The 14,696-nt window shown below is 66.8% G+C and carries 13 protein-coding genes; 3 read left to right on the top strand and 10 right to left on the bottom strand.

What is annotated here, in order from left to right; genetic code table 11:
• Positions 1 to 25: 25 nt before the first annotated feature.
• Together AOM06_RS08170 and AOM06_RS08165 are read right to left on the bottom strand one after the other, a co-directional pair.
• The gene (locus tag AOM06_RS08170) at positions 26 to 556 is read right to left on the bottom strand and encodes a hypothetical protein (protein WP_062304474.1); all 531 of its coding nucleotides are present in this window, start codon (positions 554 to 556) and stop codon (positions 26 to 28) included.
• A gap of 53 nt (positions 557 to 609) precedes the next feature.
• The gene (locus AOM06_RS08165) at positions 610 to 2,361 is read right to left on the bottom strand and encodes a DUF4012 domain-containing protein (RefSeq protein ID WP_228372903.1); all 1,752 of its coding nucleotides are present in this window, start codon (positions 2,359 to 2,361) and stop codon (positions 610 to 612) included.
• 310 nt (positions 2,362 to 2,671) lie between these two features.
• Between AOM06_RS08165 and AOM06_RS08160 the strand changes: the two genes are divergently transcribed.
• Complete coding sequence (locus AOM06_RS08160) at positions 2,672 to 3,562, top strand: glycosyltransferase family 2 protein (protein ID WP_169747744.1); 891 nt, start codon at positions 2,672 to 2,674, stop codon at positions 3,560 to 3,562.
• Positions 3,563 to 3,708: 146 nt separating this feature from the next.
• On the opposite strand, the gene AOM06_RS14410 is transcribed toward AOM06_RS08160, so the two are convergent.
• From AOM06_RS14410 to AOM06_RS08130, 7 genes are all read right to left on the bottom strand, one after another.
• Positions 3,709 to 4,752: a glycosyltransferase gene (locus tag AOM06_RS14410; protein WP_156163636.1), complete on the bottom strand. Its 1,044-nt coding sequence runs from the start codon at positions 4,750 to 4,752 to the stop codon at positions 3,709 to 3,711.
• Positions 4,753 to 4,884: 132 nt separating this feature from the next.
• A complete protein-coding gene (locus AOM06_RS08155; protein ID WP_082105416.1) occupies positions 4,885 to 6,330 on the bottom strand; it encodes an oligosaccharide flippase family protein in 1,446 nt (481 codons plus the stop codon).
• 60 nt (positions 6,331 to 6,390) lie between these two features.
• Positions 6,391 to 6,759: a DapH/DapD/GlmU-related protein gene (locus tag AOM06_RS15165; protein WP_304512036.1), complete on the bottom strand. Its 369-nt coding sequence runs from the start codon at positions 6,757 to 6,759 to the stop codon at positions 6,391 to 6,393.
• Between the two features lie 157 nt (positions 6,760 to 6,916).
• Positions 6,917 to 8,044, bottom strand: coding sequence for a hypothetical protein (locus AOM06_RS08145; protein WP_062304458.1), 1,128 nt, complete (start codon positions 8,042 to 8,044; stop codon positions 6,917 to 6,919).
• Complete coding sequence (locus tag AOM06_RS08140; protein WP_169747743.1) at positions 8,044 to 9,162, bottom strand: glycosyltransferase; 1,119 nt, start codon at positions 9,160 to 9,162, stop codon at positions 8,044 to 8,046. Before AOM06_RS08140 ends, AOM06_RS08145 begins: the two co-directional genes overlap by 1 nt.
• A 102-nt stretch (positions 9,163 to 9,264) precedes the next feature.
• The gene (locus AOM06_RS08135) at positions 9,265 to 10,446 is read right to left on the bottom strand and encodes a glycosyltransferase family 4 protein (protein ID WP_082105413.1); all 1,182 of its coding nucleotides are present in this window, start codon (positions 10,444 to 10,446) and stop codon (positions 9,265 to 9,267) included.
• 39 nt (positions 10,447 to 10,485) lie between these two features.
• A complete protein-coding gene (locus AOM06_RS08130) occupies positions 10,486 to 11,853 on the bottom strand; it encodes a sugar transferase (protein WP_169747742.1) in 1,368 nt (455 codons plus the stop codon).
• Between the two features lie 254 nt (positions 11,854 to 12,107).
• Here AOM06_RS08130 and AOM06_RS08125 point away from each other — a divergent pair, with 254 nt between their 5' ends.
• Positions 12,108 to 13,493: a tyrosine-protein kinase domain-containing protein gene (locus tag AOM06_RS08125; protein ID WP_062304448.1), complete on the top strand. Its 1,386-nt coding sequence runs from the start codon at positions 12,108 to 12,110 to the stop codon at positions 13,491 to 13,493.
• 187 nt (positions 13,494 to 13,680) lie between these two features.
• A complete protein-coding gene (locus tag AOM06_RS08120; RefSeq protein ID WP_062304445.1) occupies positions 13,681 to 14,028 on the top strand; it encodes a hypothetical protein in 348 nt (115 codons plus the stop codon).
• Between the two features lie 134 nt (positions 14,029 to 14,162).
• Here AOM06_RS08120 and AOM06_RS08115 read toward each other — a convergent pair whose 3' ends face one another.
• Positions 14,163 to 14,696, bottom strand: a complete 534-nt coding sequence (locus AOM06_RS08115; RefSeq protein ID WP_062304442.1) for a hypothetical protein — start codon at positions 14,694 to 14,696, stop codon at positions 14,163 to 14,165.

Here is a 14,696-nt window from a genome sequence, read left to right as displayed (position 1 = left end):
GCCGTTGCCTAGCTGTCGGCTGCGGTCAGTGGCTCCCGGCGGAGCGGCGACGTGCCGCGATGTAGACGGTCGCGGCGCCGGCGACCAGAAGCACGCCCGCACCGATCGCGAGGCCCTGGTTCTCGAAGCCCGTGCCGGACAGTCCGCCGCCGGCGGAGCCCGTGGTGCCGCCGCCACCGGCGACGTCGGAGGCGACCACCTCGACCGAGGCTGTGTCGACCGCGGTGCCGTCGACGATGCCCGTGATGCCGATGGTGCCGACGATGCTGGGGGCGGTGACCGTGAAGTCGGACGCCCCATCGACCAGCGCGACCTCCGAGGAGGTCACGGTGCCGGCGATGGTGGCGTCATCGCCCGCGAACACGGTCTGCAGCTGCGCATAGGTGCCGGTGTCGGAGGTCACCGTGCACGTGAACACGGTGTCGACAGGGACCTGGGTGGCGCTGCACGTGAGCGCACCCTCGGGAGCCGGGTAGAGCTCGGCAGATGCCGCGAGCGCGGGCCCGAGGGCGAGCGCGGTTCCTAGTGCGGCGGTGGCGAGAGTACGCACGATCATTGTTACCTCCAAGGTTGCGGCGCAAAAGACCCGCGTTGGCGGACTCGGCCACTTTAACATTTGTCCGGAATGTCGTCCTTGGAGAGCGTGTAAACATTGGGTTTCGGACCGGGTGTGGAAATTAAAGTCGGACTTAGCAGGCCGTTTACCTCGGTGCCAATATCAAATTGGAATTCTGCGGAAGCCCCCGGGGATATCTCGACGCGCGCTTCCACCATGCTTCTGCCCTCGTGGACCTCGGGGGTCACGTCAACCTTTTCCCCGTCCCGCCGCACCTCCGTGATCACCGTTCCGGCGGCGGGATACAGCAGGATGTTGGCCGCGAAGTCGCCCTTGTCGACGGACTTCCCGTTGCCCGTCACCCAGCCGGGCAGGTCGGACACCTCGCCGTCGAAGGTGTGGGTGAGCGTGAGGGTCACGGTCTGCCCGCCGAGCGTGCCGTCGGTGCACATGTGGTCCGTCACGGAGGTCTCGGTGTCGATGTAGTAGCCGATCTTCGCCCCGGAGCCGTCGTTGATGAAGACGCCCACCGCATCGTCCTTCTCGAGGAAGGCTCCGCCGATGTCGGTGCTGGCAAGCGCCCCCTGCTCGCCAGCATCGGCCGACCAGACGCGGAGGCGACCGTCCCGGACCGCCCGCTCGACGCCACCCAGCGCCGTCGCCTCGCCCGAGACGATGCTGGCGAACAGCGCCGCGGAGGCCTCCGCGAAGAAGCGGTCCTGCTCCTTGGGCTCGGGGTACTCCAGGTAGGCCTCGTTGAGCAGGATCCGGGCCGCGTTGCCCGAGCGCAGCGTGAAGTCCCCCACCTTGACCGGCTCCGCGCCCTTGAGCATCCAGCCGAGCGCGACCGGGTCGACGGAGACCACGCCATCCACCGGGTCGCGGCCGTCCGCCTCCCAGAAGCGGGTGAGCATCTCCGCGGCGCGCGGGTACTCGGGCGTGAAGGTGACGTCCTGGGGGAAGATCTGCATGCGGTCGGTGAAGATGCGCGCCTCGTCGTCGGTGAGGCCGCCCACGCCGTCACGGTCGACCAGCTGCGAGGCGGCGACGTAGTCGCCCAGCTCGAAGCGTCCATCGTCGACTGTGAGGTCGAGGATGGCGCCGGGGATGCCGCCGGTGGCGCGCGGCTCGGCGTTGTTCTGCACCATCACCAGGTAGGTGCGTGGGCCGTCGGCGCCCAGCATGGCCGGGAGCAGCTCGGTGGCCACGCGTCCGCCGTGCACCGGGTCGCCGAGCGTCCGCATCTGCGTGCGCAGATCCACCACGCGCGTGGCGATGAACTCCGTGGTGGAGACGAGGTCGAGTGCTGCAAGTGCGTCCTGCTGGGCGCTCAGCGCATCGTCGGCCTGTTGTAGAGGTGCGGCCGCCGCGTCGAAGAGGTGCGGGTCGATGCGCCCGCCGTCGAAGGCGGGCACGTCGAGGGCGTCCATGACACCGGGTTGCGAGAGCGGCTCGAGGACATCGTCCGCGAGGACCGTCGCCGCCTCCCCCACCGCGACGATGGGCTCGGCCTGGTTCTTCACCCAAGGCAGGCGCGCGGCGATCCACCAGTGCGGGCCATCGGTCGCGCCGGCGAGGTCCCGGGCGGATTGCTGAAGCGCCTCGACCTCGGCGCTCAGGGCTTCGGGGTTGCGGTCGCTCAGGGCTTGCTGCGCCGCCGTCGCATGCTGGTCGACGTCGCGCGCGGCGCCGGCGAGCGCAAGGGCGTCCCAGGCAAGGGCGACGGCCCAGACCAGGATCGCGACAATGATGCCGGTGACCAGCCAGGGCCAGACGCGACGGCGCGCAACGGCTCCCGCTTGCATGCTCACCTCCACGCCTTTGCGACACCTGCGACACCACCCCGACCGGCCAAGAGCTGTCGCGGCACTGTCGCTGCACTACACCTAGTCGACTATCGAGTTCAGCGCCAGCGCGACTCCGAGCGCTTCATGCCGCCAAATGCTCATTGTCGACTCTGTCGAGAACCGCTTCCGCGCGTGTGACGGTCGCGGCTCAGAATCGTTGGCGCAGCAGCCCGGGTGCGCCACCATTCAGCGGGAATGCGCCTGCTCCCGTGTCGCGCGAAGCGCATCACGGTGAAGTTGACGCGCCTCCGTGCAGTAAGTTGTGCGCGTGCACGAGTCCAGCCCAGTTTCTGTTGTCATCATCACCCATCGTCGGCCGCACAGCCTGGAACGCGCTCTCAAGTCTGTGCTCACGCAGACAGTTCTCCCAACCGAGGTGATCGTTGTCGACGATGTCGCGGACGACGCCACTTCAGGGATCGTCGCTCGGCTCGCAGAGTCCGCTCCAATCGCTGTCCACTACGTCCCTGCGGCTCCACCGGTAGGCGAAAGCGGCGGAGCATCGCGGTCACGCAACATCGGCCTTTCGCGGTCACAGTTCCCCACTGTCGCCTTCCTCGACGATGACGACGAGTGGTCGTGCAACTACCTTGAGACCGCAGCGAAGCTACTCGTCGACGACCGCGTCGATTTTGTCCTGACGTCGACGAGCCTGCTCGTCGGGGGCAGGCCTACCGGATCGCACGTTGCGACAGCCGACATCGAGTGGATGGACTCCTTCACCGACTACCCCGGGATCACGGGGAGCAGCATCGTGTGCGGTCCGGCACTCAAGTCATCGGGGGTTCGGTTCGATGAGGGCCTCCCGGTGCACAACGACCTTGACTTCTTCATCCAGTTGAGAATGGCAGGACTGGACTACTCCGTCTGCACAGATGCGCTTGTTCTCCAGCATACCGACGGCACTGATCACCTCTCCAGCGCCGGCCCCCACAAGCCTCGAGGTATCCGTAAGTTCTACGAGAAGTACCACGCCCACATGAGTTCGGCCGCGCGCCGCGCATTTCGCAAGCGGATACGGCGAGCCCAGCGACACGGGGAGCAGCGCACTTCCGCGATGGCTTTCTACACCCTCGTCGCAATCTTGGATTCGACTCCGCGCGAGTGGTACATGAGGTTCGCGCGGATCGCAGCGAAAGAGCCTCGCCGCTACCGCTAGTGCGCGCACCGGTGGAGGAACGAGCGGCGCACCCATCCGCCAATGCTCCTCCGCCGCTCGACCTCTGTACTCAATCGTTCGGGGCTTAGCGATGCTGCGGACGGCAGGCACCCCGAGTGTGCGCACAAGGCCGTAGCGCGCAACGTCTATGCGGACGCGACAACCCGTTCCAGCGCGGAGTCGAGTCGCGAAGCGGCTGTTCGAACGTCCCAGTAGGTGCAGGCATCTGTCTGCGCCGCTCGCTCCTGGGGTGTCCGGTCCCTGGCCACAAGCTCGCGGATCAAGTCTGCGAGGCGATCTGTCTCACCCACCTCAAACAGTCGCGAGCCAGTGGCTTCGTCGACAATCTCGGTCACGCCCGGAATCCGTGTTGCCGCAATGGGGGACCCGCATGCCACCGCTTCCATGAGCACCACGGGGAGTCCTTCAAAGGCGCTAGGAAGGCAGAACACGTCTCCCGCGGCGATGAATCGCCATGCGTGGTCCTGTGCGCCCAGGAGCGCCACACGCGACTCGAGTCCGCGCGACCGCACGTACGACTCGAGCGCAGCGGTCTCTGGTCCGTAGCCAACGACAAGCAGTCCGAAGTTACGAGGTAGCGCGTCGATTGCCTTGATCGCATCGAGTGGTCGCTTCTCTGCCACCAGCCGACCGCAGAAGACCGCAACCCTATCGACTTCCGGCGCGAGCCATCGGCGACGTACCTGATCGCGCCATCCGGGGTTCTCAGCGATCCAAGTCTGGATCCCTCGCACGTCGATCCCTTGGTGCACGACCTGGACGACACGAGAACCGACCGCCGCGCGGCTGCGCGCGGCGCCGGTGCTGACAGCGAGGCTGAGATCTGCCCAACGATTGGTTGCTGTCGTCGCCAGAGCGACTGCGCGGCTCCGATACCGGGTGTTGTGGATCACCTCAACGACTGGTACGGCCAGTCGGCGTAGCGCACGGGCGATCTTCAGCGGCACAGCCGCGGAAGGGGAGTGCACCACCACCACATCCGGCTGAAAACGTCGAATCTCTCCGAGCACGCCACGGTGCGCTAGCCATGGGTTGGCGCTGGGCGTGCGCACAACGCTGGCTCCGGCCTCGATGATTGAAGCCTCGAGGGCGCACTCGATCCCCAGTGTGTTGACGATACGGATGTCCTCCGGCCGGGCAGCTGCCCGGACACGCTCCATCAGAAGCATCTGAGCACCACCGAGGTCCAGAGACCGAATCACCTCGAGCGTTCGCACGCGCGTGTCACCGCCATTCTGTGAGTATCTCCATCCGGCCCAGCGCTTCAGGGCCTGGCCCGTTCCAAAGGTCCGTGGCTCGCGTCAACGCGATGCCACGAGGTTCAAGATGCCCCGCAGATCTGTTCTCACCGCCGGGAGGGCCACCCCGATGATCACGGCGACGAGGAGCGCGGCGCCACCGCCCCAAACAAGCCCTCCGATGCCGTCGCCGGCGATATGCGCCGCAATAGCCGCCGCGAGGGCGACGGGCAGTGCGAACGAGAGCAAGTGTCGCAGTGCGTCGGCGATCAGCGGCAGAGGCTCGATTCCCAGCGCCTTGGCGCTCACTACCACTGCAAGAGGCCAATACAGGAGCCATCCGAGGCTGTTGAATACAGCGACCCAGACAACGCCAAACGGCACGCCCGCTATTGACACCACCGCGACAAGGGGAAGCGCCCACGCGTTCAGTCTCGCCGCTCGACCCGTGGCTCGCGAACCGATATGGAGCCATTGCGTAGTGAGCCCGATCGCACGCGCCACGCCTCCGAGCGCGAGTACACGGACGAGTGGAACGGCATCGCTCCAGTCAGGTCCCAACATCACGGCAACGACACCATCAGCGAGCGCGGCGATGAGGAGGAAGAGCGTCGCGGTGCCATACGTCGAGAGCTGTTGCGCTCGCCGGTAGTAGGCGCCGAGCCTCCCTGGTTCGTCGACGACTCGAGCCAAGACGGGCACTGCTACCCTGCGCATCTGCTCGATACTGACGGTCAACGGCATCTGGATTAGGCGGACCGATCGGTCGAAGATGCCCGCTGCTGCGGGCGTCGCGGAAAGACTCAGCGCCGGCGCAACGACGTTCGCGCTTGCTTGACGGACCAGGTTGATTCCAAACAGCTGCCTCGCAACGGTCAACAACTCCCGCTCGTCATGGCTCCATCGAAGCACGAAGGCCGGACGCCATCTCGACATGGCCCAGCCGAGCATCGCCTGGATCCCAGGTAGTAGGACCGCTTGCGTCGCCAGCGCCCAGATCCCGAGGCCGGCTGCGGCCATGCAAATCGCGGCGGCGAAGGACAGGAAAGTGGACGCAATATCGATGCTCGCTACCGCGCCAAACCGAAGGGACCGCGCCAGTTGGACGTTGTGGAACGACGCGATCGCGGCGAGTAGAGGCACAGCCGCTACAACCCGGAGCACGGGCTCCAGACCGGGTTCGTGCCAGGCATGAGCCACAATTGAGGCGGTAGCAAAGATCGCGATGGCCACTGCGACACCGAGTGCGAGCGAGATCATGAAGAGCATTGACTCGCTGACTCGATCGATCCCGCGGGCTTGTGCCAACGCGCTCGGGATTCCGAACGAGGCGACGGCCTCCGCGAACGCTGCGATGCTCGTCGCGACGATCATGACGCCGTACGTGGTCGGATCAAGGAAACGCGCAAGAACGGCTAGGCCCAGGAGCCTCAGCACTACCGACAGACCCTGTCCTCCGAGAGTCATGAGCGCCCCGCGGGCGCCCGCGGTAGCAAGCGCCGCGCTCACGGCGCAGACTCGGCGAAGCGCAGGCCCACGCGAGCAAACGATCTGGCGGTCGTCCCCCGGCTAGGCATGGCCGGCTGCCACGTCATGTCCGCTGACGACCCTAGCAGGCACGCCCAGTGCCGTGGCACCTGCCGGGATCGAGCGCGTCACCACTGCACCAGCACCGATAGTCGCACCGTCACCAATCTCGACCCCCTTCAGGATGATCGCTCCAGCGCCGATCCAGACGTCGTCGCCAATCTTCACGGCAGCGGTGCGGTAGTCGAGCCGACGCCCCACGGGGCCATGGTCTTCCGTGTGGATAGAGCAGTTCTCGCCGATAAGGGTTCGCGCGCCGATGGTCAGATTGTCGAAGGCGACAAGGGTCGCGTTCTTCCCGATGTACGCACCGGCGCCGATAACGCATTCCGTATTCACGACCAGCCTCATCTGCCTCTCGATCGAGACGTCGCTTCCCACGTGCACCGTCGCGCCACGTGCGAGTCGAATGCGCGAAGGGCGGCCCAGGAGGAAGCGGGCGCCCCTGATCCGACCCGCAGAACGAACCCACCAATACGCCGCACAGACGGCTCCGAACACGCTTCGGCTAGCGCTGAGCATTGACTGCCACACCCTTCCGAGTCAGTAGATGCGAACGAGGACGCGGCGGGCTTTCGACGCGCCTCGTCTGAAGAAGAAGCACAAGCGCCAACGGCAGCAGGGGGGTCAAGTGCCGTACAGCGGACCCGTAGTCCGGCTCGAATAGGCTCTGAACCACGACGAATGCGAAGAGCACCGCCATGGAATGTCGAACCTGATCGGGTTCGCGGCCAGCCCCGTCCGTGACGCGTGGCGCCGAGGTCGCCCCTTGAAGCACCAACGCCCTGCACCACAGAGCCGCGAGCAGCGGTCCGACGAGGAGGTAATGGATGCTTCCCTTGAGGATCAGCGGCAACGGAATCAGGAGGAAGAGGAACGCGAGCAAGTTGTTGACGGCGCCCGCAAATGGCTCGGGCCCCCCGACGTACGACGTGATTGCCGATTCGGCGTGCCCCAAGTCCAACCTTCCTGCGTTTGCGGTGGCGCGCAGCGAATCGGGCGCGACACCGTAGTAAATCCCGAACACCACGCTCACGACGACGACTGAGATTGCGGTCACCACCAACTTCCGCCGCCAGTTCGCACGGATGAAGCTCTCCAACCCGAATACGAAGTAGAGCGCTGCGACCAAGAACCAGTACTCCCTGAACATGGCACCGTAAACGATCATGGCGCTGGCGGCCAAAAGCCTTCCCGGCACGGTCGCTCGCACGGTCAACGCGACCAGGACCACCGGCAAGACGAAGACATCCTTCGAGAATGTGCCCATGTAGACGGCACCGAAGATCAGCGCGAGCGCCCCCACCGGGCCAACGACAAGCGACGGCGGACGGCTGCGATCGCGATATCGCAGGTAAACCAATCCAACCGTCAAGAGGAAGGCTGTGTACTGCACCAGTCCCACGAACAACCGGTCGTCGATCACGCCCAGGGTTCGATAGATCGTCGCGACACGCCCGTACGAAGCGTCGCCGAATACCTCCAGCCCGGACCGACCAAGTCTTTGAATGGTGCCGGCATCGAATGAGTAGTGGGCCGGCACGAGCGAGTCTCGGAACACCACGATCACGTAGCCGAAAAGGGCCGAGGCGGCGATGCAGAGGTCTGCGAGCGCAAATCGCGCACGATGGTCCATCAGTGGACACCTGCCTCGATCGCATGACCACTCCCGAGGCGGTACGCCGCGAGAGACGCAGCTGCCTGCTCTGCCGATGTCAGATTGCTCGCAGCATTGACGCGCGCCTGCAGCCCGAGCCTGCGCCGGAGCTGGGTGTCGCGCGCCAGCTCGGCTACCCGCGAGGCGGCCTCTCGTACATCCACAACGACAAAGCCCGTCAGCCCGTCCTTGACGATGTCCGTATGCCCGGGAATATCGCTCACGACGCACGGGATGCCGAGAGCTTGCGCTTCGATCAGCGCGTATGGCATCCCCTCCCAAAGACTGAGGGACACCACAACGTCAGCCTCGGCGAGACGCCGCATGGCGTCAGACCTATCGAGCCAACCCGTGACAGCCACGCCGTCGTCACCGCCCAACCACCGTGCGATGTCCGCGGGCGCACCTCCACCAACCCAGGCGAATTCCAGGTCGTGGGACGGGAACGCTGCTGCGACCTGCGCAAAGAGCCACGGTGCCTTCTGGTAGCAGACGCGGCCGATCCCAACGACCCTCAACGGGCCCGGTGCACGTGTTCCGCGCGGGTCACGAGGCAACGCACTGCGGCGGAGCCCGTTCTGCACCACCACGGCGGCTTTGCTTCCCACCTTGGACTTCGCGATCTGGCACTCCGAGCCGGAGACAAGCACGTCCACGTCGCTTACGCGGGATAGCGCGGATTCGATGCGTAGAACAGCGGCTCGCCTAAGCGGCGTCCAGTCTCTTCGCATGAATGCGTATCCATGAGGGGAGTAGGCAACGACGGGACGCGCGCGCGGGTTCACCGTAAGCGCGACGATGCGCCCGACGGCGCCAGCGATAGACGAATGCAGGTGGATGACGTCGAAATCGCCTTGGATCATGGCCCGGCGGATCCCCGCCGCCAACTTCCACAGTCGCGAGTAGCCCGAGGTCCGCCGGCTCCAGCAAGTGGCATGCACGCCGGGGACCGCCTCGCGAATCGCTTGAAGCGATGGAGTCACAGGCCTGCTCACGTAGGCGAGAGCGACATCGAAACCACTCTCACTCTGCTCTGCCAGGAGGATTTCGAGGGCTGTCAACACGCCCCCGCCGAGGCACTCGGTGACGTGCAGCACCGTTGGAAACTGCCCTGGGTTGCTTGTCGCCACACCCTCTCCTTGCTCTGTTGGTCTATGCGCCGTCCACATGGCGCGTCGTCTGAGCGATGGCGCGCTGCGCTACGTGTTGAGCCGCTGCGCCACGTGCTCCGCATATGCGCTCCAGGAACGCAGACGATGGCGAGCCTCCAGGGCGGTCCGCGTCCGTGCTTCCGTCTCAAGGGGTTCCACTGCAGCGAGCGCGCTCCCAAGCTCGGTCACGTTCCCGGCTGCGACCACCGTCGTCGGCATGCCGAGCGTCGCTTCGAACGCGCCGTTTGCATCCGTGCCAATCACGGGCAGGCCCACGGCCAACGCCTCAAACACGACCAGGGAGCATGCGTCTTCGACGGAAGGGATGACGAAGGCATCCGCGCGCGCGAATGCCGAGCGTATCCCCACCTTGTCGGTCGCGCCGCGAACGTGGACGTTGTCTGGAAGATCGCGGACGAGCGCTTGGTCATACACGTTGCCCACAAGTTCGATGTCGACGTCGGCGCTCCGCGCGGCCTCCACAAGGAACGAGATCCCCTTGCGCCTCGAGATCTGGCCCACGTACACAATGCGAGGGCGACTCCTCGCCGCATCGTCGTCCCCGCCTGTGGGCACGAAGTGCCCGACATCCACGCCATACGGCTCGACGATGATCTTCTCCGCAGGCGTTCCGTGCACGACCATCTGGTTGAACACGAGACGAGACGGGACAAGGACCGCGTCCGCGAGATCCAACTCCTCCTCAATAACGTCGACGAGCCATGAGGGATAGAGCTCTCGCCTGACTTCATCGCGGTCAAAGTGGGCCAGCAACCTGGCATTGTGCGCGCGTGGATGAGCGTCGACGGCGTGGAAAACCCGCTTGGCTCGTGTCGCCTTTCTGAACGTGAGAAGCGAAGCACCCGGGAAGCCGATCACAATACCGGTCGACGCTGCGAGCACGCGGCTCGCGGCGAGGTCGAAGATCCGCTTCTGTGCGTACATGCCGGTCGGTGCCGCTTGCTCCAGAGGAAGTCTGTTGCCGATGACCCGGACGGCTTCGCCGACGAGCGACAGCGGGGGCACTACCAACGTGTCGTGATGCGGGCTAGGCACGATCCCTCGCCGAGGCGCGACCACCTCACGCAAGCGCCGCTCACCAGCATGGTGCGCGATCATTGCGAGTGCCGCATTCTCGGGATATGGCAGGGACACAGCGGTCATGGAGCGTGCGCCCCGCCGACGAGGCACCTTCTCAGCAGCCTCTGCGCCCTTCACAGTTTCGTCCATCCGTCGCCACTCATCTGACTTGAAATCCCCAAATGGGCCTCAGTAGGCACCGCGCCCGGCCACCACGGCCCACGCGGTTTTCGCGACGATCAATGCGTCCATGCCGAGGCTCCAGTTCTCCGTGTAATAGAGGTCCAGACGCACCGACTGCTCCCATGTGAGGTCCGAGCGGCCGCTCACCTGCCACAGACCGGTGAGACCCGGACGCACGAGCTGGCGGCGCGCCACACGCTCGTCCCAGGCCGCGGTCTCGCTCAGGAGCGGCGGGCGCGGGCCCACCACGGACATCTCGCCGCGCAGCACGTTGAACAGCTGCGGGAGCTCGTCGAGCGAGTAGCGGCGCAGCACCTTGCCCACGCGCGTCACGCGTGGGTCGTCGTGCATCTTGAACAGGACGCCGTTGCCGTCGCTGTCGAGCTGGAGCTCGGCCAGGCGGGACTCCGCGTCCGTGTACATCGAGCGGAACTTGAGCATCTCGAACAGCTGATGATCACGTCCCACGCGCGCCTGCTTGAACAGCACGGGCCCCGGGCTGGTGAGCTTGATCGCCAGCGCGATCGCCGCCATCGGCACAGCGAGCACCGCCACCGCGAGGAACGCGCCCACACGATCCGCGACAGTCTTGAGCGCCAGCTTGGGACCGGAGAAGTGCGGCTCCTCGACGTGCAGCAGCGGCAGTCCCTCGACGGGCGACATCTGTACGCGCGGCCCCGCGACATCCACCATGGAGGGCGCAACAATCAGCCCGATACCCGAGCCCTCGAGCGACCACCCGAGCGAGCGCGCCTCGCGCAGCGACATCGCGTCGTTGCCGGACAGCAGGATGTACTCGGCGCCGATCGCGCCCGCCTGCGCCACCGCATCGTCCAAAGGCCCCAGCACGGGGACGCCCTCGACCTCGAGGACCTCCGACGGCACCGTGCCCGGCGGGGTGCATACACCCACCACGTGATAGCCGGCGCGGGGGGCCCCGTTGAGACGGCGCACCATCTGCTCGGAGGTCCGCAGCGGACCCACCACCAGCACCTGGGCCTGCAGCTGACCCGCATCGCGCTGCGCATGGATCCAGAGCCGCCACGCGTAGCGGTATGCCAGCAGCACCAGCGTCCCCAGGGGGATGGCGAAGAAGAGGTAGCCGCGGCTGATGTCGAGCTTGAAGAGGAACGCGGCCGTCGCGACGATCCCGAAGGTCCAGAACCCGGCAGCGATCACGCGCTGGAACTCCTGCGGCCCGTGGCCCAGGATCCTCGCGGAGCGCGACCGCGTCGCGGACAGCTGGACCATCCACAGCGCACCGATCGCGATGGTCACCACGGTGTAGGGCGGGGACAGGTGACCGGAGACCCGCTCGAGCGGATTCCAGCCGAACCGGGCCAGCTGGGCCATCGCCATGACCAGGGTGACCACGAAGAAATCGGAGATCAGAAGCCGCAAAAGGTACTTGCGTGACCATCCGGTGCGGCCATGCATCCGTTCAGCCGATGCGCGCGGAAAGGTCGTGGCCCCCAGCGTCACGGGCACAGGTTATCGGCAAACTTCGCGATGTGTGAAGCGCGTCACACGTATGTCCCAAATGTGCTTGCAGGCATGCAACAGCGCCGCTAAATCCGCATGGAACAATGCTCGCGGCGGCGCCAAATGAGCACCGCCTGGGGAGAGCTGTGGAACTTCAGGACTATCTTCGTATCCTTCGCAAGCATTGGCTCGCGATCCTCGCACTCACGGTGCTGGGCACCGGCGCGGGCATCGCGTACTCGCTGCTCGCGACGCCCGTCTACACGGCCTCCGCAAAGGTCTTCGTGTCCACCAGCGGCTCCAGCTCGGTCGCGGACCTGGCGCAGGGCAACTCCTTCACGCAGCAGCGCGTGAAGACGTACGCGGACCTGGTCACCACGTCCGCCGTGCTCCAGCCCACCATCGACGCGCTCGAGCTGCCCATGTCCGTGGGCGAGCTCCGCGGCAGCCTCTCCGCCTCGACCCCGCTCAACACCACGGTGATCGACGTGACCGTCACCAACGCGGACCCGGTGTTCGCCGCGGTGCTCGCAGGCGCGACCTCCGAGCAGCTCATCGAGACCGTCGAGGAGATCGAGACCACCGACCCGCTCGAGGGCTCCCCCGTGCGCCTGTCCGTGGTGCAGGAGCCCGAGGTCCCCAGGGTCCCCACCTCCCCCAACAGCAAGCTCAACGCCGCGCTGGGCCTCATGCTGGGCCTCGCGCTCGGCGTGGGCTACGCGCTGCTGCGCTCCGCGCTCGACACCAAGATCCGGGGCGAGCGCGACATCGAGCGCATCACCGACGCCCCCGTGCTGGGCGGCATCGTCTTCGACCCCAAGGCCAAGCAGCGCCCGCTGATCGTCCACCAGGACGCCACCAGCCCGCGCGCCGAGTCCTTCCGCACGCTGCGCACCAACCTCCAGTTCCTGGACGCGGGGCGCACCGAGCGGTCCTTCGTCATCACCTCGTCCATCCAGTCCGAGGGCAAGTCCACCACCGCGGCGAACCTCGCGATCACGCTGGCCGACGCCGGCGCGCGCGTGCTGCTGGTCGGCGCAGATCTGCGCCGCCCCAAGGCGGGCAAGTACCTCGGCATCGAGAGCGGCGTGGGCCTCACCGACGTGCTGATCGGCCGCGTGGACCTCGAGACGGCCGTGCAGCGCTGGGGCCGCTCCGAGCTGTTCGTGCTCCCCGCGGGCGCCATCCCGCCCAACCCCTCCGAGCTGCTGGGCAGCTCGCTCATGGAGTCGCTCATCGCGCGCCTCGACAGCGAGTTCGACGTGGTCCTCTACGACGCTCCCCCGCTGCTGCCCGTGACCGATGCCGCGGTGCTCGCGCGCCTGGTGGGCGGCACGGTGCTCATTGTGGCCGCTGGCCGCGCGCACGGACCGCAGGTGGAGAGCGCCATCCAGGCCCTCGAGACCGTCGGTGCCCCGCTCTCGGGCGTGGTCCTCACCATGCTCCCGGCGAAGGGCCCGGACGCGTACGGCTACGGCCGCTACGGGTACAGCTACCAGTACAGCGAGGACGGCGCGAAGGCGAACGCCTGACGCCACCGCGCCACACGCGGGCCTCGCACCCTCCGGGGTGCGGGACCCGCGGCGTCTCTGGCGCATCGTCCCCGGACGGTCCACCTCCGCAGAACGAAGACAGGCGCGGCGCGGCACGCCCGATCGTTGGGGGGCGCGGCCAGGTTCCCCTTGTCAGCGCAATCGAGGGACAAGCGGAAGGCGACCGGTGACAACGCAGACCGGCAAGGTGCGCACGCGGATCGTGCGAAAGAAGATCGGGGCCGAGCGCATTGCCGACGGTGCGTTGCTCACGTTCATCTGGGCACCGCTCATCAACCTGGCGGGAGGCGTACTCCTCGCCGGGGCCTTGCTCGCGGCAACGCACAGATCAGATATGACGACGAGCCTCACCGTGATCAGCTATGTGACCTTGGGCATCGGGATCTGCGTGGCACTCACGGGTGCATGGCGCATGATCGACGGCTGGCGAACGTTCGGAGGCACACTCGAACGTGCTGCACGCCGCGCCGTGCAGGCGGCACCAAGCGCCAGCGGCGGACCCACCGCCCCGTAGTGAAGAGCGGGTCTCGCACCCTCCGAGGTGCGGGGCCCGCGGCGTCTCTGCCGCATCGTCCCCGGACGATGCGCTGTCCGGGAACGCAGAACGCCCCCGCCATCCGGCGGGGGCGTTCCTGTGAAGCGAGAGTCTTACGCGTTGCTGCGGCGACGGGCCGCGAAGGCGACCGCGCCCGCGCCGACGACGAGCAGCGCGCCAGCGCCGGCGACCAGGCCTGCGTTGTCGAAGCCGGTGCTCGAGAGCTCGTCGTCGCTGCCGGAGGCCGACGCGTCGCTGCCCACGCCCTCGGTGTCGTCCGCGGCGGTCACGGTGATGGTGGCGGTGTCGACGGGCTCCCCGTCGACGATCGCGATGACACCGATGGTGCCGGCAGCCTCAGGGGCGTCGAAGGTCAGCACCGAGGTGCCGCCGACGATGTCCTGCGCGGCGGTCGACACGGTGCCGGCGACGCTGATGAGCGTGACGTCGTCACCGCTGGTGGTGACCTGCCACACCACGGACGTGCCGTCGCTGGTGAGGGTGCAGGTGGCCCGGCCCCCGGCCTCGACGGTCAGCGGGTTGCACTCCATGGAGCTCACCGTGCCGTAGTCCTCGGCAGAAGCGGCGGACGGAGCGAGCGCGAGCGCTGTGCCGGCGGCAAGCGTCGCAAACGTACGGATCTTCAT

The sequence above is a fragment of the Demequina subtropica genome (genome assembly GCF_000971235.1).
In the GTDB taxonomy this organism is placed as follows: domain Bacteria; phylum Actinomycetota; class Actinomycetes; order Actinomycetales; family Demequinaceae; genus Demequina; species Demequina subtropica.
This window is presented reverse-complemented; position numbering and strand designations above follow the sequence as displayed.